This is a genomic window from Vibrio sp. Vb1018 (assembly GCF_033338775.1).
In the GTDB taxonomy this organism is placed as follows: domain Bacteria; phylum Pseudomonadota; class Gammaproteobacteria; order Enterobacterales; family Vibrionaceae; genus Vibrio; species Vibrio alginolyticus.
This window is the reverse complement of sequence record NZ_JAWOTI010000010.1, coordinates 149,528-173,102: the sequence shown is the minus strand read 5'-3', so window position 1 is coordinate 173,102 and position 23,575 is coordinate 149,528. Positions and strand designations below refer to the sequence as shown.

At 44.8% G+C, this 23,575-nt stretch carries 18 protein-coding genes; 12 read left to right on the top strand and 6 right to left on the bottom strand.

Annotation, left to right across the window (positions count from 1 at the left end):
- Positions 1-20 precede the first annotated feature (20 nt).
- On the top strand, positions 21-1,319 hold the full coding sequence (gene phoR / locus R7Z10_RS12885) for a phosphate regulon sensor histidine kinase PhoR (protein WP_005383667.1): 1,299 nt from the start codon (positions 21-23) through the stop codon (positions 1,317-1,319).
- On the top strand, positions 1,319-2,278 hold the full coding sequence (locus tag R7Z10_RS12880) for a phosphate ABC transporter substrate-binding protein PstS family protein (protein ID WP_318102306.1): 960 nt from the start codon (positions 1,319-1,321) through the stop codon (positions 2,276-2,278). Before phoR ends, R7Z10_RS12880 begins: the two co-directional genes overlap by 1 nt.
- A gap of 34 nt (positions 2,279-2,312) precedes the next feature.
- Here the strand turns inward: R7Z10_RS12880 and ppx are convergent, their stop codons facing one another.
- The gene (ppx, locus tag R7Z10_RS12875; protein ID WP_318101978.1) at positions 2,313-3,818 is read right to left on the bottom strand and encodes an exopolyphosphatase; all 1,506 of its coding nucleotides are present in this window, start codon (positions 3,816-3,818) and stop codon (positions 2,313-2,315) included.
- Positions 3,802-5,892, bottom strand: coding sequence for a polyphosphate kinase 1 (gene ppk1 / locus R7Z10_RS12870; RefSeq protein WP_005381748.1), 2,091 nt, complete (start codon positions 5,890-5,892; stop codon positions 3,802-3,804). Before ppk1 ends, ppx begins: the two co-directional genes overlap by 17 nt.
- A gap of 207 nt (positions 5,893-6,099) precedes the next feature.
- Here ppk1 and R7Z10_RS12865 point away from each other — a divergent pair, with 207 nt between their 5' ends.
- The 4 genes from R7Z10_RS12865 to phoU are packed head-to-tail and all read left to right on the top strand — an operon-like array spanning position 6,100 to position 11,558.
- Positions 6,100-8,304 (top strand): ABC transporter permease subunit, encoded by a 2,205-nt coding sequence (locus R7Z10_RS12865; protein ID WP_315956862.1) that lies wholly within the window; start codon positions 6,100-6,102, stop codon positions 8,302-8,304.
- A gap of 30 nt (positions 8,305-8,334) precedes the next feature.
- The gene (pstA, locus tag R7Z10_RS12860) at positions 8,335-10,008 is read left to right on the top strand and encodes a phosphate ABC transporter permease PstA (protein ID WP_151514535.1); all 1,674 of its coding nucleotides are present in this window, start codon (positions 8,335-8,337) and stop codon (positions 10,006-10,008) included.
- 2 nt (positions 10,009-10,010) lie between these two features.
- On the top strand, positions 10,011-10,829 hold the full coding sequence (pstB, locus tag R7Z10_RS12855; RefSeq protein ID WP_005381745.1) for a phosphate ABC transporter ATP-binding protein PstB: 819 nt from the start codon (positions 10,011-10,013) through the stop codon (positions 10,827-10,829).
- A 30-nt stretch (positions 10,830-10,859) separates the two neighbouring features.
- Positions 10,860-11,558: a phosphate signaling complex protein PhoU gene (gene phoU / locus R7Z10_RS12850; RefSeq protein WP_005381744.1), complete on the top strand. Its 699-nt coding sequence runs from the start codon at positions 10,860-10,862 to the stop codon at positions 11,556-11,558.
- A 62-nt stretch (positions 11,559-11,620) separates the two neighbouring features.
- Here phoU and ppk2 read toward each other — a convergent pair whose 3' ends face one another.
- From ppk2 to R7Z10_RS12835, 3 genes are all read right to left on the bottom strand, one after another.
- A complete protein-coding gene (gene ppk2 / locus R7Z10_RS12845) occupies positions 11,621-12,397 on the bottom strand; it encodes a polyphosphate kinase 2 (protein ID WP_318104982.1) in 777 nt (258 codons plus the stop codon).
- A gap of 70 nt (positions 12,398-12,467) precedes the next feature.
- Positions 12,468-13,217 carry a copper homeostasis protein CutC gene (locus tag R7Z10_RS12840; RefSeq protein WP_225491880.1) on the bottom strand — a complete coding sequence of 250 codons (750 nt, stop codon included), beginning with the start codon at positions 13,215-13,217 and terminating at the stop codon, positions 12,468-12,470.
- A 277-nt stretch (positions 13,218-13,494) separates the two neighbouring features.
- Entirely contained in the window at positions 13,495-14,106 is a 612-nt protein-coding gene (locus R7Z10_RS12835; protein WP_005381738.1) for a peroxiredoxin C, read from the bottom strand.
- 199 nt (positions 14,107-14,305) lie between these two features.
- Here R7Z10_RS12835 and R7Z10_RS12830 point away from each other — a divergent pair, with 199 nt between their 5' ends.
- The 3 genes from R7Z10_RS12830 (at position 14,306) to aceA (ending at position 18,879) form a co-directional block, all read left to right on the top strand.
- The gene (locus tag R7Z10_RS12830; protein WP_005383681.1) at positions 14,306-15,211 is read left to right on the top strand and encodes a hydrogen peroxide-inducible genes activator; all 906 of its coding nucleotides are present in this window, start codon (positions 14,306-14,308) and stop codon (positions 15,209-15,211) included.
- A 605-nt stretch (positions 15,212-15,816) separates the two neighbouring features.
- Positions 15,817-17,445, top strand: coding sequence for a malate synthase A (gene aceB / locus R7Z10_RS12825; protein WP_225491881.1), 1,629 nt, complete (start codon positions 15,817-15,819; stop codon positions 17,443-17,445).
- Positions 17,446-17,565: 120 nt separating this feature from the next.
- Positions 17,566-18,879: an isocitrate lyase gene (gene aceA, locus R7Z10_RS12820; protein WP_318104981.1), complete on the top strand. Its 1,314-nt coding sequence runs from the start codon at positions 17,566-17,568 to the stop codon at positions 18,877-18,879.
- 123 nt (positions 18,880-19,002) lie between these two features.
- Here aceA and R7Z10_RS12815 read toward each other — a convergent pair whose 3' ends face one another.
- Positions 19,003-19,452: a CBS domain-containing protein gene (locus tag R7Z10_RS12815; protein ID WP_017820562.1), complete on the bottom strand. Its 450-nt coding sequence runs from the start codon at positions 19,450-19,452 to the stop codon at positions 19,003-19,005.
- Positions 19,453-19,764: 312 nt separating this feature from the next.
- Here R7Z10_RS12815 and R7Z10_RS12810 point away from each other — a divergent pair, with 312 nt between their 5' ends.
- The 3 genes from R7Z10_RS12810 to tgt all read left to right on the top strand — a co-directional run bounded on the left by R7Z10_RS12810 (position 19,765) and on the right by tgt (position 23,536).
- On the top strand, positions 19,765-20,931 hold the full coding sequence (locus R7Z10_RS12810; RefSeq protein WP_318104980.1) for a trypsin-like serine protease: 1,167 nt from the start codon (positions 19,765-19,767) through the stop codon (positions 20,929-20,931).
- A 268-nt stretch (positions 20,932-21,199) separates the two neighbouring features.
- Complete coding sequence (gene queA, locus R7Z10_RS12805; RefSeq protein ID WP_005381728.1) at positions 21,200-22,252, top strand: tRNA preQ1(34) S-adenosylmethionine ribosyltransferase-isomerase QueA; 1,053 nt, start codon at positions 21,200-21,202, stop codon at positions 22,250-22,252.
- A 147-nt stretch (positions 22,253-22,399) separates the two neighbouring features.
- Positions 22,400-23,536 (top strand): tRNA guanosine(34) transglycosylase Tgt, encoded by a 1,137-nt coding sequence (gene tgt / locus R7Z10_RS12800; RefSeq protein ID WP_005381727.1) that lies wholly within the window; start codon positions 22,400-22,402, stop codon positions 23,534-23,536.
- Positions 23,537-23,575 lie beyond the last annotated feature (39 nt).

Genomic DNA, 23,575 nt, shown 5'->3' with positions numbered 1-23,575 from the left:
TACCATTTCTGGAGTTATGAGTGGTTGAAAGATTAACGTGGAAAAAGCTGGCCTGGGAGCTGGCTTTTTTTTACACCCCATGGGTGATAGTAGGTTGGATATTCGGTTATATGCCGTGGTTGCTTTTGGCTGCTACGGCATTGCAGCTTGTGTGGCATTTGCATAACCAAGTACGTTTATCTTCTTGGTTATGGGATGAAAAACGCCTCACGCCACCATCTGGTAGCGGTAACTGGGAATCTTTGTTCAATGGGTTGTATCGCTTACAACAGCGCCAACGCCGCAAACGAAAAGAGCTTACTAATCTTATTCGTCGATTCAGAAATGGTGCAGAATCGCTACCCGATGCGGTAGTGGTATTCCGTGCTGAAGGCAATATTGTTTGGTGCAACAAGCTGGCTCAGCACTTACTGGGCTTCCATTGGCCAGAAGATTCAGGTCAACCTATCTCGAATCTCATTCGTACACCTGATTTTATCAAGTACCTCAACAAGAAAGACTTTTCTGAGCCATTAGAAATGCGTTCACCACTCAACGTCGAACGCATGCTGGAATTACGTATCGTACCGTATACCGAGGGTGAGCACTTGATGGTAGTGCGTGATGTGAGCCAGTTAAAACAACTTGAGGGAATGCGTCGCAACTTCTTCGCCAACGTATCTCATGAACTACGTACACCAATGACGGTGCTACAAGGTTATCTTGAGATGACAGAAGACCCTGATATGGTCGTAGGTCCAATGTGGAGCAAAGCTCATGGTGTCATGACGGAGCAGCTTAACCGCATGAACAGTTTGGTGAACCAACTACTGACACTATCTAAAATTGAAGCGGCACCTATGCATGAGCTTGAGGAAGTCGTGAATGTGCCCGCGATGCTTGAAGTGTTAGAAAAAGAGGCGGTTAGCCTTAGTGGGGACAACCAACATAAATTGAAATTTGATGTTGATGCTAGCCTACGCGTGCTGGGCGATGATGACCAGTTACGTAGTGCTATCTCTAACCTCGTTTATAATGCCGTCAAATACACACCGCCTGGTGCGAACATTAATGTTCGTTGGTTCCAGACCTCTCAAGGCGCATGCTTAGAGGTGGAAGATAGTGGTGATGGTATTGAACCTCAGCACCTCCATCGACTTACTGAGCGTTTTTATCGAGTGGATAAAGCAAGATCACGTGATACTGGTGGAAGTGGTTTAGGGCTTGCCATTGTAAAACACGCGCTGAGTCACCATGACTCTCATTTAGAAATTCACAGTGAAGTAGGTGTGGGCAGTAAGTTTTCTTTTGTATTGCCTGAACGTTTGGTGGTGAAATAATGGCTTTACGATTGGCAAAAACATTCAGTTTATTCGCGCTTGTTTGTTCTTTTATTGCTGCCGCTCAAGATAAACCATTGCCGACTTATCATAAAACGACGGGGATTGTCGGGAACTTGCTCTCTGTTGGCTCCGATACACTTGCGGGTATGACAACGCTTTGGGTTGAAGAGTTTAAATCCATTTACCCGAATATTAATGCGCAAGTCCAAGCGTCTGGCTCTTCTACTGCCCCTCCAGCATTGACCGAACAAACAGCTCAGTTTGGTCCCATGAGTCGCCCTATGCGTTTAAGAGAGATAGAAGCGTTTGAACGTGAACATGGCTACAAGCCAACGGCGCTTAGGGTAGCCATCGATGCAATCGGTATTTTTGTTCATCAAGATAATCCAATTCAAGGTCTTAACTTTAGTCAATTAGATGCTTTGTTTTCCGCCACGCTACGCTGTGGCGAAAGTCAATTTGTAACAAACTGGCAGCAACTCGGTCTTGAATCACAGTGGGCAAAGCGAAACGTACAGTTGTTTGGTCGTAACTCCGTTTCTGGAACTTATGGTTACTTCAAAAGTAATGCCTTGTGTGGCGGCGATTTCAAGACTCGAGTTAACGAGCAGCCAGGCTCCGCGTCAGTTGTGCAAGCTGTAGCGTCAACCATCAGTGGAATTGGTTATTCCGGTGTCGGTTATCGAGTGGCAGGCGTGCGCTTAGTCCCTGTGGCTAAAATGGGAAATGACTACGTGACTCCAACGCGAGAACATATTGTTAGTGGTAAGTACCCACTATCACGTTACTTATATGTTTACGTGAATAAGCACCCTGATTACCCATTAACACCAATTGAAGCTGAATTTATTCGCTTTATCTTTTCTGCTCAGGGACAAGCGTTGGTTGAGAAAGATGGTTATGTGCCCATTACGGCAGATTTTGCAGAAGAAGAGTTAAAAAAAGTCGGCCTGTAAGCCGACTTTTTATTTAGGTATGGACAGTACGAGATCAGAAAGTGAGTGTCCACTTCGCGCTGTCCCAACGTTCTTGTTCTTCCTGTAAATCCGCGTGAAGTAATTTATTGTTTTCTAGCCATGCTTCATCTGTGCAGGTGAGAATCCATTCGTCATTTTTGATAGATAAGGTGATATCAGGCAATGGATCTTCATTACGCTGCCCATTTAATACGATAGAAAGTCGTAATACTTTGATGAGGCTTATAACGTCACTCTGTTTATAGAGGTTGAAATCTGGTAGTTCTTGCAATTTGAGCGCTTTACGCTGGAAGCGAGCTAATGTTGCAAGCACTAATTGCTGCTCACGGTTGAAGCCTTGTAGGGTGGAGTGCAACAGAATATAAAAAGAGTGGCGATGGAAACTACGCAAGTTGATACTTAATCCGACTTCATGAAGCAACGCTGCCCACTCTAGTAAGTCAAATAACTCACTCTTTTTCTTAATGCCTAGTTCAGAGCGTACCTGACATAACATCTCACGTGCATGCCCCTTAACACGAGCGGCATGCTCTAAGTCGACTCGGTGCTTGTTGGCTAAATTTTCTGTGGTGCGCATGCGAATATCGGAGCGTGCAAAACGTTCTTCCATTTCGTACAACAGGCCTTCGCGTAGAGCACCATCGGAGAAAAACATTTGCTCAATGCGAAGCGCTTTGAAAATCGCGGACAAAATCGCTACGCCTGCTGCGAATACGGGTTTACGTTCTTCTGTTAGACCCGCCAGTTCAATATCTTCAATGGAATCAAATTTACACAGAGTTTCGATAAGTGTATCCAGTCGACTCGCTGTGATCAGGCCATCTTCAAAACCTAATCCTACTAGCACTTCTTGAATCGCCTTGATGGTTCCTGATGAGCCGAGAGCAATATCCCAGCCCTTTTTACGATATGTTGAAGCGATGGACTCGAGTTTTTGTTCGGCAGCTAACATCGCCTTGCTGAAGTTTTTTCCTGACAGTTTGCCGTTTTTAAAGTATTGCTCTGTAAAACTGACGCATCCCATCTGTTTACTGTTGAGAAGCTCAGGCTCAAATTCTTGTCCAATAATCATCTCGGTACTGCCGCCTCCGATATCGATGACTAGTTTGGAGTTGGATTCTACTTGAGTGTGCGCGACGCCTAAGTAAATCAGGCGGGCTTCTTCTTCTCCAGGGATAATTTCTATTGGGAAAGGCATCACTTCTTTTGCACGCTCGATGAAAAGGTGGGCATTTTTAGCGCGTCTTAGTGTGTGTGTGGCGGCGATACGTACATTTGACTCATCAAGCCCTTGCAACCTTTCAGCGAACATGGCTAAGCATTCTAGCGCACGCTCCATTGCGGCGTGACTTAAGTTCAATTCACTGTCGAGTCCTGATGCTAAGCGAACACGTTGTTTATGACGACTAACCAGTTGTAGGTCACTGCCAACAACTTTGGCCACCACCATATGGAAACTGTTTGAGCCGAGGTCTATCGCGGCAATGTAGCGAGTATCTTGTTCAAGTATTTGAGGCATCTGAATTTTGTTTTCTAGTTTGCTTTTCTATATTTTTAAGATAGTCATAGATAGCGATTTGAGAGCGAACTTTTTTGCGATTACCTCGTGGTACGTAAGCGTTACTCATTTCTTTATCTATTAAACGAGCCTTTACTGTATCGGTAAAATGGATATTCGTTATATCAATAATTCTCTGTTTCAAACGTGGATCACGGACTGGTACTGCTACCTCGATACGGTGATCAATATTTCTTGTCATCCAGTCTGCGGAGGAGATATAAACTTGCGGATCGCCATCATTGTGGGTGATCACCACGCGAGGGTGCTCAAGAAAGCGGTCAACAATACTGATGATGCGAATATTGTCGCTGATCCCCTCAATGCCCGGTACTAATGAGCACATACCTCGAATGATCATGTTTATTTTTACACCGGAAGTACTTGCTCCATAAAGCTTATTGACGATGCCTTTATCGACTAGGTTATTGACCTTGATCGTAAGAGCGGCTTTTTTCCCTAGCTTGGCATTCGCAATTTCATTATCAATTAAGCGGTAGATTTGGGTTCGAGAATTACGAGGAGATACCATAAGGTGATTGAACTTCACTGGTCGGTATGGATTCTCAATGTAACCGAAGACATTACGGACTTCATTAGTGATTTCTTGATCTGCCGTAAGCAGGGAGAAGTCGGTATAAATTCGTGCCGTCTTCTCATGGAAGTTGCCTGTGCCGATGTGTGCGTAGCGAATAATTTCTTCACCTTCGCGGCGGCTAATCATCAGTAGCTTTGAGTGAATCTTAAGACCAGGCGCACCAAAGATGACGTGCACACCCGCTTCAGTTAATACTTTTGACCATTCGATATTGGCTTCCTCATCAAAGCGAGCTTGCAGTTCGACGACCACAGTGACATTTTTGCCGTTGTGCACCGCATCAATTAAAGAGTTCATCAAGCGAGAATCTTTCGCGACGCGATAAATGTTAATCTTGATACTAAGTACTTTGGGATCGAAGGAGGCTTGGCGCACTAACTCACTAATGTGGTCAAAAGTGTGGTAGGGATAATAGAGCAGAATATCTTTCGCTTTAATCGCGTCAAAGCTGTTGGCATAACCTTCGAAATCGGCACATTTCATTGGCGGGAGAGGTTTATTTTCAAGATATTCTCGTCCAACATTTGGAAAGCCGATGAAGTCTTTAAAGTTGTGATAGCGTCCGCCGGGGATAAGGTTATCGTAGTTAGAGATATTAAGTTTGTTACACAGAAACTCTAACATTTGAGGCGGCATATCGCGTTCGTAGACGAAGCGAACGGGCTTTGCTGTCAGTCGCTGATTGACACCCTCTGACATTTGTTCAAGCAAGCTGTACTCGATTTCATTGCGTAAATCGTATTCAGCGTCACGCGTCATTTTCATCGCATAGCCGCTAAGCTCATCATAATCAAAAAAGCCTTTGAACAGCTCGTCCAAACAGTGGCGGATAATATTATCAAGTAAGATGATGGTTTTTCGACGCTTTCCTTTCTGTTCTGGTACCATCACAAAGCGGGGAAGGTGATCGGTCGGAATTTCGATCAGAGCGTATTGGTAATGTTCTTCTTTACGCAGTTCTACGGCGATGTAAGCGTACTCGTCTTTGAGAAATTGCAGAACATCAATCTCGTCTTTCATTAGGAGGGGAGTGATATGCGGCATTACCTCTCTACGGAAGTATTTCGCGATCCACTTTTGTTGCGATTCATCCAGTTGCTGTTCGTTGACCAAGAAAATGCGACGTCGCGCCATTTCTCGAATCAATTCGCTGTAAAGCTCATCAAATTGTTCGTTAAGCTTTAGTGCTTTCGACTGCATTTTGGTTAACAGTCGTTTAGGGCTATCACTGCCACCGCGCTCTTGGCTGATTAGGATTCTGCGCTTCACGTCCGCAAAGCGTACTTTGTAAAATTCATCTAAATTGTTGGAAAAGATCCCAAGAAAGCGAATACGTTCGATCAAAGGGACGGTTTTATCGGCAGCTTCTTGTAATACTCGTTCGTTGAAAGACAACCAACTCAGTTCTTTTTCTATATATAGTTTTTCTGCGCTCATAACCTTACCTAGCCAAAAGTGAAGTAATACGTACTCATCTTGGAAAAATGGATGAGTGAGAACATTATGAGATTTTCATTACAGATTTATTTCATACCACGCATTGCATAAGAGTTGTATTCTTTTCAGGTGTTTAATGTGATCTGTAATATAATTGTCATCTTAACGACATATTCTAGTACTAAGTCAAAAAAGGTAGAGATTTAAATGGCACAAGCCGAGTTTTCATTGCAGGAAAAAGATAAGAAACGACTGATAAAAGATCGTTTAGTTCGACTTGCAGTGACATCCGGTGGTGTCGGCGTACTTGCGGCGCTTATTTTGATCTTTGTCTACCTCGCCATGGTGATCATTCCGCTTTTTTCTGATGCGGAGATCAAAACCAACCAAGCCATTCGAGCCACTCATATTGAAACACCACTTGCGATTTCAGTGGATGATTACGCTCAGCTCGCGTTCGTTCTAACCCAAAGTGGTGAGATTCAATATTTGTCGATGGACGATCCTACGAAACCTGCGGTGTATACACAGCAAATCGCCCAGAAACCCGTCGCTTTCTCTCAATCTGCTCCTGGGCTAGGTTGGTATGGATTTGTTGATGGGCAGGGTAAAGCGAACCTTTTCAAGCCAGAATTTAATGCCACATTGAGAGAAAATACACGTCCTCCGGAAGTGATTGAGCTAGACACCAGCATGGATCTGACACTAAGTACGCCTCAAGATCCTGTGACTCAGTTTGTATTTGCAGCTTCGACGCCCTTACCAACGGTTGTTTGGCAGACGCAAAGCGGTGAAGTGAAAGCTCGCTGGCAAGTGGCTTCGTCTTTGGGTACGTCTCCTACAACGATCGATTTTACGTTCTCTTCAGGCTTTAATACGCCTCAGCAAATGTTGTTGACACCTGACGGTGAAACGCTTTATTTGCGCGATGGCTCTGAGTTGATCGTGTTAAAGAAAACCGCACGTAAATTTGCTGTGCGAGAGGTGGTCGATCTCACTCAAGGTGATAAGAAGCATTCCGTTCGTACGATAGACTTATTGGCTGGTGCTTACTCGCTTTTGGTGACGCACAACGATGGTCGGGTGTCGCAATGGTTTGATACGCTGCAAGAAGAAAAACGCACGTTAACGCATATTCGTGATTTTAAATTGGCATCAGAGCTTAAGTATTTGTTGCCGGATTCTCATCGAAAAGGATTTTATAGCTTTTACACCAACGGCACGTTGCAAAGCCATTATACAACCAGTGAAAAACTGGTGTTGTTTAAGCGTGCGTATAATCAAGCGCCCGCAATCGCAGCAATGTCTAACAATGAACGCTACTTAATCACTTGGCAAAATAATGCGTTAAATGTTGCGGAAGTGGACAATGCCTATCCGGAAATTTCATTGTCTTCATTATGGCAAGAAGTGTGGTACGAAGGGTATCCTGAGCCTGAATTTGTGTGGCAATCGACTTCGGCGAGCGATAACTTTGAGGCTAAGTTCAGCCTAGTACCTATTGCGTTTGGAACGATAAAAGCGGCGATGTTTGCGATGCTGTTTTCAGTACCGCTCGCAGTGCTAGGTGCTATTTATACGGCTTACTTTATGTCGCCACGCATGCGTCGTGTCGTAAAACCGTCGATTGAGCTAATGGAAGCACTGCCGACGGTGATCATTGGTTTCCTCGCGGGATTGTGGTTCGCGCCTATTGTCGAAGATCACCTGATTACGATCGTCGTTATGCTGTTTGTTTTGCCCTTGAGCACCATGATTATGGGCGGGCTATGGGCATTAATACCGCAACCTTTGCGGAATCGTCTGCCTAATGGTTGGCATGCTTTAGTGCTCATGCCTGTCATATTGGTACTGATTGGGTTTGGAGTGTGGATTTCGCCTACGATTGAGCAGACGTTCTTTGGTGGCGATATGCGCTTATTCTTAACCGAGCATGGTATTGGTTACGATCAACGCAATGCATTGGTGGTGGGGCTAGCGATGGGGTTTGCTGTTATCCCGACGATTTTTACCATTGCCGAAGATGCTATTTTCTCTGTACCGAAGCATTTATCGGATGGCTCTTTGGCATTAGGGGCCACGCCTTGGCAAACTTTAATCTATGTTGTCTTGCTTACTGCAAGCCCAGGTATTTTTTCTGCCATTATGATGGGCCTGGGACGCGCTGTTGGCGAAACCATGATTGTGTTAATGGCAACGGGCAATACGCCATTAATGGATTGGAATATTTTGGAAGGATTGCGCAGCCTGTCGGCGACCATCGCCGTTGAGTTGCCAGAGTCGGAAGTTGGAAGTTCGCATTATCGCCTGCTGTTCCTAGCTGCATTGATTTTGTTTGTGTTTACGTTTGCAGTAAACGCGCTTGCGGAGTGGGTTCGTCAGAGACTGAGAGATAAGTACCGTGCGTTGTAATAATGGTTTGAATAAAGAGCGAGTAATAACGTGTTAAATTGGATTCGTTCTGGCGCACCGTGGATATGGCTAACAGGCGGTGCAGTCAGCATCAGTTTGTTGTCGGTATTAGGGTTGTTACTCCTTATCGGCTGGAAAGGCCTGACTTACTTTTGGCCAGCGCCCTTGTATCAGTGGAATGTTGCAGCGCTGACTCCTGTACAAGGCGAAGTGCTACATGAAAATACTATTCTGATTGGTCAAGTGTATGAGCGCAGCTTTGTACCGAAGAGTTATTTGCCTGAAAGCGCAGCACAACAGTTAGAAGACGATGAAGATTTTGCCACGCGACTCAACATCAAAATCGCTAACCGAGAGTTGTATCCCGCCGATTTTATCTCCGTATTGCAAATGCAGTTGGATGAGCCCACGACGCCAAAAGAGTGGGCGGTGATAGAGCGCAGTAGCGGTGGTTATTTCTTTGGTAAGCTGGTGGCGTTTCAAGATGGCGATAATATATACACCAGTGATATTCAATCGGTACTAAATAAAAAGCTTGATGATGCAGAAACTCTGCGCCATGAGATTGATTCTTTGGTGGTCGATCAGCTTAAAGAGCTTGGTTGGAAGCTAGAGCAGTTGCGATTAGAAAAGCGCAAGCATGAATTGAATGACACGCTGACAGAAAGCTTCTTAAAGGAAAATCAGACGAAAAAAGAGCAGATAGAAAAAGCGCTTGCGACGTTAGATTTGCAACTTGATGGTTTACGACTTCAGCTCTCTGACTACGCCTTGATTGCCGAGGATATGACGGGGTCACAAGTATCGATTCCGCTCGAAGATATTTTGGACTACTGGTATCCAAACCAAATGTCACTGCCTGATAAAGTCATGCATTGGGGAAAACAGGTTTGGAAGTTTTTATCTGAAGATCCAAGAGAGTCAAACTCCGAAGGAGGCGTGTTCCCTGCGATATTTGGTACGGTTTTCTTAGTACTCATTATGTCGATCATTGTGATGCCACTTGGGGTGATCGCCGCTATCTATCTACATGAATACGCTAAGAATAACGCTCTAACCAGAGTGATTCGTATTGCAGTTATAAACCTAGCGGGTGTTCCATCGATTGTTTATGGCGTGTTTGGTTTAGGCTTCTTCGTTTATACGATAGGTGCCTCTATCGACAACGTATTCTATGCGGAGAAGCTACCGGCACCAACCTTTGGTACGCCGGGTTTGTTATGGTCTGCACTAACTCTTGCCGTGCTGACGCTTCCAGTTGTGATTGTGACTACTGAAGAAGGTTTAACTCGTATTCCGAGCTCAGTACGACATGGTTCTCTGGCGCTTGGTGCAACTCAGTTCGAAACACTATGGCGTGTGGTTTTACCTATGGCGACGCCAGCTATTATCACAGGTTTGATCCTTGCGATTGCACGTGCAGCTGGCGAAGTAGCGCCACTGATGCTGGTGGGGGTCGTGAAATTGGCATCCAGTTTACCGGTTGACGGACAATTCCCTTATGTGCATTTGGATAGAAAGTTCATGCATTTAGGTTTTCACATTTACGATGTTGGCTTTCAAACCTCCAACATCGAAGCGGCGCGACCATTAGTTTATGCTACCTCTTTCTTACTCGTGACAGTGATTGTCGGGCTAAACTTAACAGCAATCAGTATTCGCAATAATTTACGAGAAAAATACAGAACGTTAGGACAAGATTAAGTATGTTTAATTTTGATAGTACATTAGGTTATGAGCCACCATTGGATGTTCATAATTTAACGGATGAACAAACAGCCATCTCAATCGAGAACCTTAATCTGTTCTATGGTCAAACTCAGGCGCTGCATGATATTTCGATGCGAATTCCCAAAGGGCGAGTCACCGCTTTTATCGGTCCTTCAGGGTGTGGAAAGTCGACGTTATTACGTTGCATCAATCGCATGAACGACTTAGTGGAAGGGTGTCGAGTCACAGGTAAAGTGCGTCTCCACGGCAAGAATGTTTATCATCCTAATGTCGATGTTGCGACACTTCGACGCCGAGTGGGGATGGTGTTTCAAAGACCCAATCCATTTCCTAAGTCTATTTATGAAAACGTAGTTTATGGCTTACGCTTACAAGGTGTAAAAAACAGCCGCAGTTTAGATGACGCAGTGGAGCGATCCTTGCGCTCGGCGGCGTTGTGGGATGAGGTAAAAGACCGCTTGCATGAGAACGCATTTGGCTTATCTGGTGGTCAGCAACAGCGCTTGGTCATTGCACGTGCGGTGGCGATTGAGCCGGAAGTCCTGTTATTGGACGAGCCAACATCAGCGTTGGATCCAATCTCAACTTTAACTATTGAAGAGCTTATCAATGAGCTGAAGACTCAATATACTGTCGTTATCGTTACCCATAATATGCAACAAGCGGCGCGGGTGAGTGATCATACTGCATTCATTCATATGGGTAAGTTAATTGAATACTCTGACGCGGATTCGATCTTCACTTCGCCAATGAAGAAACAGACCGAAGATTACATTACGGGTCGCTACGGTTAAGTCGCGACTCTATACGGAATAAGGAACATCATGCACTTTGGACGTCATATTTCAGGACAATTTAACGTAGAGCTAGAATCGATTCGTACTCATGTATTAACCATGGGGGGCTTGGTAGAACAGCAGCTTTCGTATGCTATTCAAGCCTTGCATAAAGAAGACATCGAACTGGCGCGTAAGGTTGTGCGTGACGATCATAAAGTGAATGCGATGGAAGTCTCGATCGATGACGCCTGTACACGCATTATTGCTAAGCGTCAGCCAACGGCAAAAGACTTGCGCTTAATTATGGCTATCATCAAAACGATCACTGATTTAGAACGTATCGGTGACGTGGCGACACGTATTGCTTACGTTGCCATTGAAAGCCCATCATCAAAAGAACGACAATTCCAAGTGTCGTTAGAGCCTCTCTGCCGTCAGGCAATTAATATGCTGCATCAGGTTTTAGACGCGTTTGCCCGTATGGATGTAGAAGCGGCAGCAGAGGTGCACAAACAAGATGACAAACTAGACGCCGAGTATGAAGCGGTGATTCGTCAGTTGATGACTTACATGATGGAAGATCCAAAAAATATCCCTAATATTCTGCAAGTGATGTGGTCTGCACGCGCGATTGAACGCGTGGGGGACCGCTGCCAGAACATCTGTGAATACATTATTTACTTTGTGAAAGGGAAAGATGTACGCCACCTAGGTGATCAAAGTATTGATGACGTACTGAAGTAACTGACTTCAACAAATAGACCAGCTTTTAGGCTGGCCTATTTATTAGAGAGAAGGAAAGCACGTTAATATTTATCAGGAACGAAGGTCTGATCATCAATGGGCGCTCTGACGTAACCTTCTTTATTGAGTTCAGGTAATTCGATGGGTGAGTACTCAAGTGCTTTGTAATCAATCTGGCTTAGTAAATGACTGATACAGTTCAAGCGCGCTTTCTTTTTTTCATCTGAAGGGACGACCCACCAAGGGCAGTTTTTCGTGTCTGTATAGGCAAACATCTTATCTTTTGCTTCCGAATACTCCGCCCAGCGATGACGTGACTCTAAATCCATTGGGCTGAATTTCCAACGTTTGATCGGCGTATTAATTCGACCTAGAAAACGTTTTTCCTGCTCTTCGTCTGAAACCGAAAACCAATACTTAATCAGAATAATCCCAGATCGTTGCAACATTCTCTCGAATTCAGGGCAAGAGCGTAAAAACTCCTCGTATTCGTCTGGAGTACAGAACCCCATGACTTTTTCGACACCTGCTCGGTTATACCAACTTCGGTCAAATAAAACGATTTCACCAGCAGATGGTAAATGAGCGACGTAACGTTGGAAGTACCATTGCGTTTTTTCTTTTTCTGTCGGTGCAGGCAGAGCCACTACGCGACAAACACGCGGGTTTAGCTTTTCTGTAATTCGCTTTATCACTCCGCCTTTGCCCGCAGCATCACGTCCTTCAAACAGAACCACCACTTTTAACCCTTTGTGTTTGACCCACTCTTGAAGTTTTACGAGCTCAACTTGAAGGTTTTTGAGCTCCTTTTCGTATTCCTTTTTCTTCAATTTAGACATACACATTTCCTCACTCCTTGATAAACAATATGTTAGCACTCAAAAGCTATGCGCGTGAGGTTACGGTGGTCTATTTGAGAGCTGCTACGACATCGGTAATGGCTTGTGTACTTGTGATGGGGATTAAAAAATCATCGACATCGGATGCGCCCATTTTGCTTTGTTCAGCAACAAAGGTCATTTGGCTAGGGCGTGTGGTTTTGCCTGACAGATGGATTTCAGGAACTTGAGTGTCTTCTACTAGCTCACGTACGTTACTCGCATTAACGCCAGCACCCGCCATGATTGCTATGCGTCCTTGGGCTTGCTTAACCAAAGCTCTAAGCACATCGATCCCTTGTGGTGCTGAAGGCGCAAGACCGGAGGTTAAAATACGTTCACAACCTAAGCTGATCACTTCTTCCAAAGCTTTTTCAGCGTCACGACACTGGTCAAAGGCACGATGGAAGGTCACGCCTAAGCCAAGCGCTTGAGCAAATTCACACAGCGTAGCCGCGTAAGGCATATGAATATCACCGTCTTGAGTGAGCACGCCGAACACGGCACCGCTCAAGCCTGATTGGTGAACCGCTTCAATATCCCAACGCATCATTTCGATCTCTTCTGCATTGTAGAAGAAGTCACCTTGGCGTGGGCGGATCATGGCATAAACTGGAACACTAGAAAGCTTAGCCGCTTGCTGCATAAAGCCATAACTGGGTGTTAGTCCGCCTAAAGCCAAAGAGGAGCAAAGTTCAATCCGAGTGGCGCCGCCAGCAATGGCGTAGTGCAGAGATTCAATATTATCAATACAGACTTCTAGGTGAGTAACCACGTTCATTCATCCTGCTAACGTTACAAATAAGTGTTGTGGCTAAGATATTAACAGGGCCAGTAAGCAGAATCTGTATGGAGGGGATGATAAATAGAGGTAAAGTTTACGCTAAAGCGTTACCTCATTTTGGCGGTTTATCTGAAGGAAAAAGAAAGCCCAGAGCAGAGGCTCTGGGCTTTGATAGGACTTTACTTAGACTGATTGGCGTTTGCGGTTTTCCGCATTAGCTTATTGCTTTATATACATCCAACCATCACACCCGTTGAGCTAGGGTGAAGGTCTATTATTTTTTGCCTAGGTCAGCTGCGTGCTCAGATAGGAACGCTGCAACACCTTTTGGAGATGCGTCCATACCTGCTTTACCTTCTTCCCATTGTGCAGGACATACTTCGCCGTGCTTCTGGTGGAAGTTAAGAGCGTCAACCATGCGTAGCATTTCGTCGATGTTACGGCCTAGTGGTAGGTCGTTAACTACTTGGTGACGTACAACGCCTTCTTCGTCGATTAGGAAAGAACCACGGAAAGCAACGCCTGCTTCTGGGTGCTCAACGTCGTAAGCTTTACAGATTTCGTGCTTAACGTCAGCAACTAGTGGGTACTTAACTTGACCGATACCGCCATCTTCGATAGCAGTGTTACGCCATGCGTTGTGAGAGAACTGAGAATCGATAGAAACACCGATTACTTCAACACCTTTAGCTTGGAAGTCAGCTAGACGGTTGTCGAATGCGATTAGCTCAGATGGGCAAACGAAAGTGAAATCTAGTGGGTAGAAGAATACTACTGCTTTCTTACCTTTAGTGAACTCTGCAAAGTTGAAGTTTTCAACGATTTCACCGTTACCTAGAACAGCTGCTGCAGTAAAATCAGGGGCTTGACGACCTACTAGTACCATTTTTTTGCTCCTAAAAAGTATGGTTAGCTCCAAACCGAATTCAGTTGTGTCGGTTTGGTTCGTGTTTGTACGAGACAAACTATAGTACAGATTGTAGTATTGAAAAAAGCGAAATAAATAGATTGAGTTAATCGAAAAAAACGATAATAACAAAACTCTTAACTCGATCACTGGAACGGCGGTAGATACAAATACAATTATGAATAAATGGCCCAGTTTGAAGCAGTTACACTATTTAGTCACACTGCATGAAACAAGACATTTTAGTGACGCTGCAGAGCGTTGTTTTGTCAGTCAGTCGACTTTAAGTAAGGGTATTCAAAACTTAGAGGAGTTGATTGGCTGTCCATTATATGAAAAGAAAGACAAGAAAAGTCCACTGGTTTTTACCCAAACAGGAGAAATGGTAGTAAAGCAGGGGCGAGAGCTGTTAGCAAAAGGGCAAGATTTGGTCGAGCTTGGACGTATGTGCCAAGGCGACGATATGCAAGGCCAGCTAAAAGTAGGATGCATACCAACAATTGCTCCGTTTTTACTGTGTGATTTGGTACAAGAGGTGAACTACCGTTTTCCACAACTGAATCTTTTATTAAGAGAAGACACGACGACAAACTTACTTCAAGCGCTCAGACATGGTGAGCTGGATGTGCTTATTTTAGCGTTACCAGTCGAAATTGATGGGATGGAAAGCCGAGTAGTGGGTAAGGATCCGTTTCGAATGGTTATAAGCGCTAATCAAGCCCAATCGGTCCCTGTGCCGATTCGTTACGCGGATTTACCTGACGAATCCGTCTTTCTACTAGAGAAAGAACATTGCTTAACGGAACATGCGGTATCAGCGTGTAAATTAACAGACAAAGAAAAAATCAATCCGTTTACGGCAACCAGCCTCCATACACTGGTGCAAATGGTTGCGAATGGTTTGGGAACAACGTTCATTCCTCAAATGGCTATCGACCATGGCTTGCTGCATAACCAGAATTTAGTCGTGATCGATCCTCCTGGTAAACAAGCTTATCGCGAAATCGGCTTAGTTTGGCGTCCGAGCTCGTCAAGAACGAAAACATTTAATCAACTTGCAGAAGTCGTTTCAGAGCTGCTTTAGCTATTAGTATTAGCCCTTACTTCTCCATTATTTATCTAAAAGCGCACTGGAAACAGTGCGCTTTCTAGTATTTTATTCTGCTGGTAAACTTTGACTTGTAAAATTTTACAGCTCTTCTTTGATGAAGCTTTCATAAAATAGTGAAATTTCACAATGTTAATTTTACACAAAGCCCTGCATACCTTGTTTGACTCCTGTTTAAATCCATCTCTTCAGCCCTTGTGAATACAAGGTGTTTGTTTACCTGTCAATATTCATACGCTTGTTTGAAATTATAAAGCGACTTTAAATTTAATGTAATTTTATTACGTAATAACTTACAAAGTAAGGCGCTTGATAGATGGTTTTTACCTTGCGGAATAAAACTTTGAATTTTCTGTTTTGTTTATATTAGGGGTTTCACTAAACCCTTTGTTGATATAGCTTATTTAAAGGCGATACGACTTATGTCTAGATTGAAAATACACGTAGCATTACGCAATCTATCGACATGGCTAGACGAGTTGAACACAAAGTTAAAGGATGTAATTTGTTGTTCATAACTTACAAATGTAGCTTTACGCTGACTACCCAAGATTGATAAAGCACGTTAAGGATGAATGATTATGCTTGCTCAGACAGAACAAAAAACACAACAACTAAAGCAAACCCAAGGCATGCTTGAGGTGAATGGAGTCGTTGCTCCAGAACATCAAGCAATTTTCCCTGTTGAAGCCCAAACCTTTTTATCTCTACTGTGTGAAAAATTTGCCGGACGTGTTGAAGAGTTGCTGGAAGCAAGAGAAGAGAAGCAAGCACGTATTGATGCTGGTGAGCTACCAGATTTTCTACCAGAGACACAAGACATCCGTGAAGGAAGTTGGAAGATCCTAGGAATCCCACAAGATCTGCAAGATCGCCGTGTGGAGATTACCGGACCAACTGACCGCAAGATGGTGATTAACGCACTGAATGCGAATGTAAAAGTGTTCATGGCAGACTTCGAAGATTCAATGTCTCCTGCATGGAGTAAAGTGCTGGATGGTCAAATTAACTTGCGCGATGCTGTTAATGGCACCATCAGTTACACCAATCCTGGCAATGGCAAACATTATCAGCTGGAAGATGACCCAGCGGTGTTGATCTGCCGTGTTCGCGGCCTTCATTTAAAAGAAAAACACGTTACGTGGCACGGTCAGATCATTCCAGGTGCACTATTCGATTTCGCTCTGTATTTCTATAACAACTACAAAGCGTTACTTCAAAAAGGCAGCGGCCCTTATTTCTACCTTCCAAAACTGCAATCGCATCACGAAGCGAAGTGGTGGAGCGAAGTGTTCCATTTCACGGAAGACTATTTCGGTTTGGATACAGGCACCATCAAAGCGACTGTGCTGATTGAAACCTTACCAGCGGTATTTGAAATGGACGAGATTCTGTTCTCGCTTAAAGAACACATCGTTGGTTTGAACTGTGGTCGCTGGGATTACATCTTTAGCTACATCAAAACATTGAAAAAACACTCAGACCGAGTACTGCCAGATCGCCAAGTGGTAACGATGGACAAGCCATTCTTAAACGCTTACTCGCGATTATTGGTACGTACTTGCCATAAACGAGGTGCTTTCGCGATGGGAGGAATGGCCGCATTTATCCCAGCTAAAGACCCGAAAGAGAATCAAAAAGTATTAGACAAGATCCAGACTGACAAATCGTTAGAAGCTAACAACGGCCACGACGGTACTTGGGTGGCTCATCCAGGTTTGGCTGACACTGCTATGGAAGTCTTTAGTGCTGTGCTGGGTGAACGCACCAACCAGTTGGATGTGAGCCGTGCAGAGGATGCGCCTATTACAGCAGCTGAACTGCTTGAGCCTTGTGAAGGCGAGCGCACTGAAGGCGGAATGCGCCACAATATTCGCGTTGCGCTGCAATACATCGAAGCTTGGATTTCTGGCAATGGTTGTGTGCCGATTTACGGACTAATGGAAGACGCAGCAACGGCAGAAATCTCACGCGCCTCTATCTGGCAATGGATTCAACACGGCAAGTCGCTAGACAACGGGTTAAAGGTCACTAAAGAGCTGTTCGAGCTCTATCTCAAAGAGGAGATTGAAGTCGTGAAGCAAGAAATTGGCGAGCAGCGCTACCATGCGGGTCGATTTGAAGAAGCAGCAGACTTAATGGCAAGGCTCACGACGAGCGATGAACTGACCAACTTTTTGACAGTTCCTGGTTATGACTACCTGGATTAATAAAGAATAACTGTAACACCAATAGCGTGAAGGATTTTCAAGGCAGATAGGGAAGTACTGCCTGAGAACGGAAACTCAACGCACACGCATAAAGTGCAAATTATAAAGAGGGATAGACCAATGACTAACTTAACTCGCCGCCAACAAATTGAAGCTCTGGAAAAAGACTGGGCAACTAATCCACGCTGGAAAAATGTGAAGCGTACTTACACTGCCGAGGAGGTGGTGGAACTGCGTGGCTCTATGGTGCCTGCAAACACAATTGCACAACGTGGTGCAGACAAACTTTGGTCACTGGTCAACGGTAGTGCGAAAAAAGGTTACGTAAACTGTCTTGGTGCGCTAACGGGTGGTCAAGCGGTTCAACAAGCTAAAGCAGGTATTGAAGCGATTTATCTGTCAGGCTGGCAGGTAGCGGCGGATAACAACACCGCTTCGACGATGTATCCAGACCAATCTCTTTACCCAGTAGATTCTGTACCGTCAGTAGTAAAGCGTATCAACAACTCATTCCGTCGTGCAGACCAAATTCAGTGGGCTGCTGGTAAGACGCCTGAAGATGAAGGTGGTATTGATTACTTCCTACCTATCGTAGCGGATGCTGAAGCGGGCTTTGGTGGTGTGCTTAACGCTTACGAACTAATGAAATCGATGATCGAAGCCGGTGCCGCGGGCGTTCACTTTGAAGACCAGTTAGCATCGGTGAAAAAGTGTGGTCATATGGGTGGTAAGGTATTAGTTCCTACGCAAGAAGCGGTACAAAAGCTCGTTGCAGCTCGTTTGGCTGCTGACGTAGCGGGTACAACAACATTAGTTATTGCTCGTACTGATGCGAATGCGGCGGATCTCATTACTTCAGATTGCGACCCATATGATAAAGACTTCATCGAAGGTGAGCGTACTCAAGAAGGTTTCTACCGCGTTCGCGCGGGTATCGACCAAGCTATCTCTCGCGGCCTGGCTTACGCACCATATGCAGACTTGATTTGGTGTGAAACGGCTACGCCATGTTTGGAAGAAGCACGTGAGTTTGCAGAAGCAATTCACGCTGAATACCCAGATCAATTGTTGGCGTACAACTGCTCGCCTTCATTCAACTGGGAGAAAAACCTAGATGCAGAAACCATTGCTAAGTTCCAACAAGAGCTTGCAGACATGGGCTACAAGTACCAATTCATCACGCTAGCAGGCATTCACAACATGTGGTTCAACATGTTTGAACTGGCGCATGCTTACGCTCAAGGTGAAGGTATGCGTCATTATGTTGAGAAAGTTCAGCGTCCTGAATTCCAAGCAGCTGAAAAAGGCTATACGTTTGTTGCGCACCAACAAGAAGTAGGTACAGGTTACTTCGATAGAATGACCAATACTATCCAAGGTGGTAACTCTTCAGTGACAGCATTGACAGGTTCGACCGAAGAAGACCAATTCTAATTGGCAGAGAAACACTTCCTTAATCAGCGTCAGTAATGGCATTTTGAGCGGCAACCCTGCCGCTCTTTTTTCGTTTAACCGGTGTAAAAACGAAACTTACAACAAAGAGAATACGCTTGCGTACTACTCTTCCTGCTCGATTTCTTCAGGTTCCACTTCTTCTTGCAGTTCCAATAAGTTAATCGCAATGGTCACAAAGTCACTGTCAGTAATGATGCCGACCAATCGACCTTTGGTGACAACAGGTAGACAGCCAACTTTATGCTTTTGCATATAGATAGCGCTCTCTTTGAGCCCCGCGATAGGCTCTGCCGTCATGATATTGGTGTGCATCATTTCGTAGAGCGGTGTGTCTAAAGTAAAAGATTGTTCAGCCTCATCTGGGTGCAAGCTCGATTCTTGAGCAGCAAGAATGTCGCGTTGAGTCACCAAGCCTTGTAAGTGGTTATTGGCATCAACAACCGGAATGTGTCGAATATCAAGCGCATCCATCATGCTTTTTGCATCACGCAAGGTGTGCGTGCGCAGTAAGGTATGAGGATTACGAGTCATCATGTCTTCAACCTTTATCATAGAGACCTCCAGCGGCATTGTCCTTCTCTTAAATATAGAGAATATTTTTCTGTATATCTGGGAGCTAACTCGTTTTTCATCAATTAAATAGCACAATGCTGATGGTCTGCGTAATCTGTGTTTTATTGGTGTTTTTATTAATTTGAATAAGTCGGTTTGTGTGCGAGTCAGTTGGCATTTTTAGTTGATATTGAATGTGTTCCCAAGGTAATCCAATGAATTGAATCGCACATTTTTATTCGCTGGATTTTCCAAGGTTCTTCTCTCGAAGAAGATACGTCCAGGCTTACCAAATTGAAGACAGCAACCTAGATGAAACGAACAACCTGTAACAAACTTATTGCGCTGGCAGTGGCGGCATTCAGTGTGCCATCAACACAGGCGATTGTGTTAGGAGATGAACAAACCGATCCTGTTGACCGCGTTACTTTGCGAGCAAGTAATATGGCAGAGTTTCCGCTGTGTGGTGGAACGATGCTGACAGAGCAATGGGTACTGACTGCGGCGCACTGTGTGGTGATGGGACAAGGAACCAATGAAGCAACCTACTATGTGACCCCGCCGGGTGAGCTGTCGGTGAATGCGAATGTGTATGAACTTAATTCTGCAGGGCTTGATAACTTCTATCCGGTGTCTCACGTTGTGGTTCATCCGGATTACACCCGGATTTCAAAAGCTGAGACCGACAGTAATGGCAACGTAAAACCTATCCAAACCGGTTTAGATTCAGACATCGCGTTGCTGTATCTCACGCGCCCAGTGGCAAACGCGAGCTTTGCTGACCTAGCGAGTAAAGTTGACATGGAGAGTATCGAAGCACGTTTGGCGGCGGACTGGAACGATAATTACCTGACCAATCAACGTGTCGAAAATGTGCAAGTGTTTGGATGGGGGTCTACTCAGCCGGATGCTTCTGAACCTTCTAATACGCTCAAAACCACCATTAGCACATTTTTGCCCATCGACAAATGTTATGAGCGTTTAGAAATTGGCAGCAGTTTTCCGGGGATCATTGATTCAAGAGACAACCAAACCAAAATTTGTACGCTACCAACACAAAACCATGTATTGGAGCTGGATAGCCATACCCAATATGGCAACTCTGCATGTAAAGGTGACAGTGGTGGCCCGTTGGTCGATGTGGCGACCGGCAAACAAATTGGTATTGTTAGTGGCGGCCCTCTTATTCTACCAACGTGTGGCTCTTTGACGATCCCAAGTTTCTATACCAAGGTGAGCCACTATTACGACTGGGTACAGTCTTACATCACTGCCGATGCGCCACCAAGTCGTTACATCATTGCGCCGAATTTTATCAAAAGTGCTAACAATGAAAGTGGTGACAATAAAGAGTGTCACGATGGCATTGCGACCAATAACTGTGATTTCAAAGGCTCAGATGATGAAGGTGGCAGTCTAGGGTTTTGGTTATTGGGTTTATTCGTGCCGTTATTCTTGTGGCGAAAGCGTGAGGTTTGATAGGGCGATTGGAATGCCAAACTAATAAGCAGCGGTATACGTTGCTTTGCTTTTTTCATGTTCTCTCTTTGGGGCTCAAATTAAAAATAGTGCCAAGTCATCGAGGCTTTTCACGTTTTATTACACTCTTCACCATGGCTTTTACTGCTATATTCTGGTGATTTGCTTGCTATTGCAGCATGTAAACATATACTAGTCTGCTGCGAAAAACTCGTCGCAATTTTATCGTCGCCTAGACGTGATTTGACCAATAGATAAGACAAGTAACATGCAAGTATCAGATTTCCATTTCGACCTTCCAGATGAACTCATCGCTCGCTACCCTCAACCAGAGCGTACCGCTAGCCGACTGCTGCAAATGGACGGCAACACCGGAGAGCTCATTGATGGCACATTTACTGATGTATTGGGCCAAGTTCAACCCGGTGACTTAGTGGTGTTTAATAATACTCGTGTTATTCCTGCTCGTCTTTTTGGCCGCAAGGAATCGGGCGGTAAATTAGAAGTGCTAGTGGAGCGCATGTTGGATGAGAAAAGCATCCTCGCGCACGTTCGTTGCTCTAAATCACCAAAACCAGGTACAACCATTATTGTTGGCGAGAATGATGAATATTCAGCAGAGATGGTTGCACGCCATGATGCTTTATTTGAACTGAAATTTAGTTCTGATAAGACGGTACTAGAAATTCTGGAAGAAATCGGCCATATGCCGCTTCCTCCTTACATCGACCGTCCAGACGAAGATGCAGATAAAGAGCGTTACCAAACGGTATATAATCAAAAGCCAGGTGCGGTTGCGGCACCTACAGCGGGCCTTCACTTTGATGATGTTCTCTTGGAGAAAATCAAAGCGAAAGGTGCAGAGTTTGCTTACGTTACTTTGCACGTTGGGGCGGGTACATTCCAGCCGGTAAAAGTGGAAAATATCAACGATCACCACATGCATGCCGAGTACGTAGAAGTACCACAAGAAGTCGTCGAAGCAATTAAAGCGACGAAAGCGCGTGGCGGACGAATTATTGCTGTTGGTACCACATCTGTGCGTTCACTTGAAAGTGCAGCGCAAGACGCATTGCAAAAAGGGACTGAGCTGGCCCCATTCTTTGGCGATACTGAAATCTTTATTTTCCCTGGTTACGAATATCAGCTAGTGGATTGCTTGATCACAAACTTCCACTTGCCTGAATCAACACTGATCATGTTGGTGAGTGCATTTGCTGGATACGAGAACACCATGAATGCTTACAAACATGCGGTGGAAAACAAATACCGTTTCTTCTCGTATGGCGATTCAATGTTCATCAAGAAGAAAACGGCGTAGTTAAAAATAGATTTACGAGTGCTAGCAGTAAGCTAGGAAATAAAGCATCCATTGCTTTGTCTCTCGCAAGGAAAAGCGACCGCTCCTTAAAGTAGGGTAGAGCCCTAAACACTCAGTCAGACTGTTTCTCTGACACCCGGAGGCATCGTGAAATTAAAATTCGATCTTAAGAAGAAAAACGGCAATGCACGTCGTGGTCAACTGACTTTCGAACGCGGCACTGTTCAAACTCCTGCGTTCATGCCAGTAGGTACTTACGGTACCGTTAAAGGTATGACACCAGAAGAAGTAAAAGGTACTGGTGCAGAAATTCTGCTAGGTAATACGTTCCACCTGTGGCTACGTCCTGGTCAAGAAGTGATGAAAATGCACGGTGACCTGCACGATTTTATGAACTGGCACGGTCCTATTCTTACTGATTCAGGCGGCTTTCAAGTATTCAGCCTTGGTAAGATGCGTACGATCACTGAAGAAGGTGTTCACTTTCGTAACCCAGTAAACGGTGACAAGATTTTCATGGACGCAGAAAAGTCGATGGAAATTCAAAAAGACCTGGGCTCTGACATCGTTATGATTTTTGACGAGTGTACGCCTTACCCAGCGACACACGATGAAGCGAAGAAATCGATGGAAATGTCATTACGCTGGGCACAGCGTTCACGTGACCACTTCGAGAAGCTAGAAAACCCGAACAACCTATTTGGTATTGTCCAAGGTGGTGTTTACGAAGATTTACGTGATGTGTCGGTAAAAGGTCTAACGGAAATCGGTTTTGACGGTTACGCGGTTGGTGGTTTGGCAGTAGGTGAGCCTAAAGAAGACATGCACCGTATTCTTGAGCATACTTGTCCTCAACTTCCTGAAGACAAACCTCGCTACTTGATGGGCGTAGGTAAGCCAGAAGACTTGGTTGAAGGTGTTCGTCGTGGTATCGACATGTTTGACTGTGTAATGCCAACGCGTAACGCACGTAATGGTCACTTATTTGTGACTGGTGGTGTGATCAAGATCCGTAATGCGAAACATAAAACGGATACAACACCATTGGATCCGCATTGTGACTGTTACACTTGTCAAAACTACAGCAAGTCGTACCTTCACCATTTAGAGCGTTGTAATGAAATCTTAGGCGCTCGCTTGAATACAATCCATAACCTGCGTTACTACCAACGTCTGATGGAAAGCATTCGTAAAGCAATTGATGAAGATCGCTTCGATGAATTTGTTACTGAGTTCTATGAGCGTCGTGGCCGTGAAGTGCCACCACTAGCAAAAGAGCAGTAATTGAAAAACTAAAAGAATTAAAGCCTTTGGCATGTCGCC